At 70.1% G+C, this 1,820-nt stretch carries 3 protein-coding genes; 1 reads left to right on the forward strand and 2 read right to left on the reverse strand.

What is annotated here, in order from left to right:
• Together ACR2JA_RS09755 and ACR2JA_RS09760 are read right to left on the reverse strand one after the other, a co-directional pair.
• Nucleotides 1-378 (reverse strand): dihydroneopterin aldolase (locus ACR2JA_RS09755; protein ID WP_434008890.1); only part of this gene is annotated, 378 nt, incomplete at its 3' end.
• Nucleotides 379-386: 8 nt separating this feature from the next.
• The gene (locus ACR2JA_RS09760) at nt 387-1,178 is read right to left on the reverse strand and encodes an SDR family oxidoreductase (RefSeq protein WP_434008891.1); all 792 of its coding nucleotides are present in this window, start codon (nt 1,176-1,178) and stop codon (nt 387-389) included.
• A gap of 41 nt (nt 1,179-1,219) precedes the next feature.
• On the opposite strand from ACR2JA_RS09760, the gene ACR2JA_RS09765 reads away from it, so the two are divergent.
• Nucleotides 1,220-1,820, forward strand: a 601-nt coding sequence (locus ACR2JA_RS09765) for an SAM-dependent methyltransferase (RefSeq protein WP_434008892.1), incomplete at its 3' end; no start/stop codon positions are given.

Raw genomic sequence — 1,820 nt, forward strand, 5'->3', positions numbered from 1 at the left:
AGTGCCACTTTCCATGCGGATCGCCACTTCGCAGTCGTCAAAAATTTCCAGCTTCGCGATTTTCACCCGCACGCCGATCACGCCGGGCAGCTGCATCAGGCGCCGCGTGAGCTTGCCGATCAGGCTCTCCAGCAGGTTCACGTGTTCGGCGGTGCACTCGTCGATGATGATCTGCCGCACCTTGCGGTAGTCCAGCACGTGAGAAATGTCGTCGTCGTGCGGCAGTAGGGGCTGCGGGCCCTGGTTCAGCTCGGCGTCCACCTGGATGGGCTGCGGCGCGGTCTTCTCGTGTTCCAGGATGCCCAGGTTGGCGTCAAAGCGCAGGCCGGTCAGGGTGAGGATCTGGGTGCCCGAGTGGGTAGGGGTGTTCTGGTCCATGCGGGCGTTCACATCAGGGAAAAGTCGCGCTCGAAGCGCATCAGGTGCTGGCCGCCGTCCACCAGCAGCGTGGTGCCGGTGATCGAACGGTTGGCCAGCGCAAAGGCCACGGTGGCGGCCACGTCCTCAGGGGTGGACGAGCGCCCCAGCGGCGACTGCTTGTGCAGCGCCTGGAACTTCTCGTCGCTGAGCATGTGGCTGGTCAGCGTCAGGCCGGGCGCCACGCCGACCACGCGCACGATCGGCGCCAGCGCCAGGGCCAGCATGGTGTTGGCCGCTTCCAGCGCCGCCTTGGACAGCGTGTAGCTGAAGAAGTCCGGGTTCTGGTTCCACAGCTTCTGGTCCAGCAGGTTGACCACCGCGCCGTCGCGGCCGCCGCCGGCCGCCTGCAGGTGGGCGTGCAGCGACTGGGCCAGCAGGATGGGCGCGCCGGTGTTGCTGCGCAGGTGGGTGGCCATGGACTCGAAGCCAAAGCTGGTCACGTCGTCGTGCTCGAACAGCGAGGCGCTGTTGACCACCGCGTCCAGTCGCCCCAGGCGCTGGATCACGGCGGGCACCAGGGCGCGCACGGCGGCCTCGTCGGCCAGGTCGGCGCCGAAGGTGGCGGCACTGGCCGGCCGGCCGGTGGCAGCGTCGCAGTCGGCCGCGGTCTGCTGCGCTTCGGCGGCCGACTGGCGGAAGTGCACCGCCACCGACCAGCCGGCGCGGGCCAGGGTGAGCGCGATCTCGCGGCCCAGGCGTTTGCCGGCGCCGGTGACCAGCACGGTGCGGTAGGGCGAAGGGATGGGGGTGTCGGACATGAGGGGCGCTGGTCCGGTGCGACCCGGGGTGATCAGGGACAATCGGCCGGGTGAACACCGACCCTGTGAACGAAGCCCCGAGTTTAACGAGCGCCCTGTTGGCGCGGGTGCAAGAGGACATCCGCGCGGCCGGCGGCTGGCTGCCGTTCGACCGCTTCATGGCCATGGCCCTGTACGAGCCGGGGCTGGGTTACTACGCCAATGCGCTGCCCAAATTCGGCCAGATGCCCGGCGGCACGGCCGGGCAGGGCAGCGACTTCGTGACCGCGCCCGAGCTGAGCCCGCTGTTCGGCCACACGCTGGCGCGGCAGGTGGCGCAGGCACTGACCGCCACCGGCACCGACGAGGTGTGGGAATTCGGCGCCGGCACCGGCGCGCTCGCCCTGCAGGTGCTTGACGCACTGGCCGCCCTGGGCCAGGCACCGCGCCGCTACACCATCGTGGACCTGTCGGGCACGCTGCGCGCGCGCCAGCAGGCCACACTGGCGCGGCATGCCGAGCGCGTGGTGTGGGCGGACCGCCTGCCCGAAGCCTTCGAGGGCGTGGTGATCGGCAACGAGGTGCTCGATGCCATGCCGGTGCAACTGCTGGTGCGCATCGGCGGTCAGGCCGACGGCCGCTGGTACGAGCGCGGCGTGGTGG

Origin of the sequence: Hydrogenophaga sp., assembly GCF_051007235.1 — a bacterium.
Taxonomy (GTDB): domain Bacteria; phylum Pseudomonadota; class Gammaproteobacteria; order Burkholderiales; family Burkholderiaceae_C; genus Hydrogenophaga.

Bases quoted from the DNA above. Each gene is read 5' to 3' on its own strand.
- ACR2JA_RS09760 (WP_434008891.1), bottom strand. From the start codon at position 1,178: ATGTCCGACACCCCCATCCCTTCGCCCTACCGCACCGTGCTGGTCACC.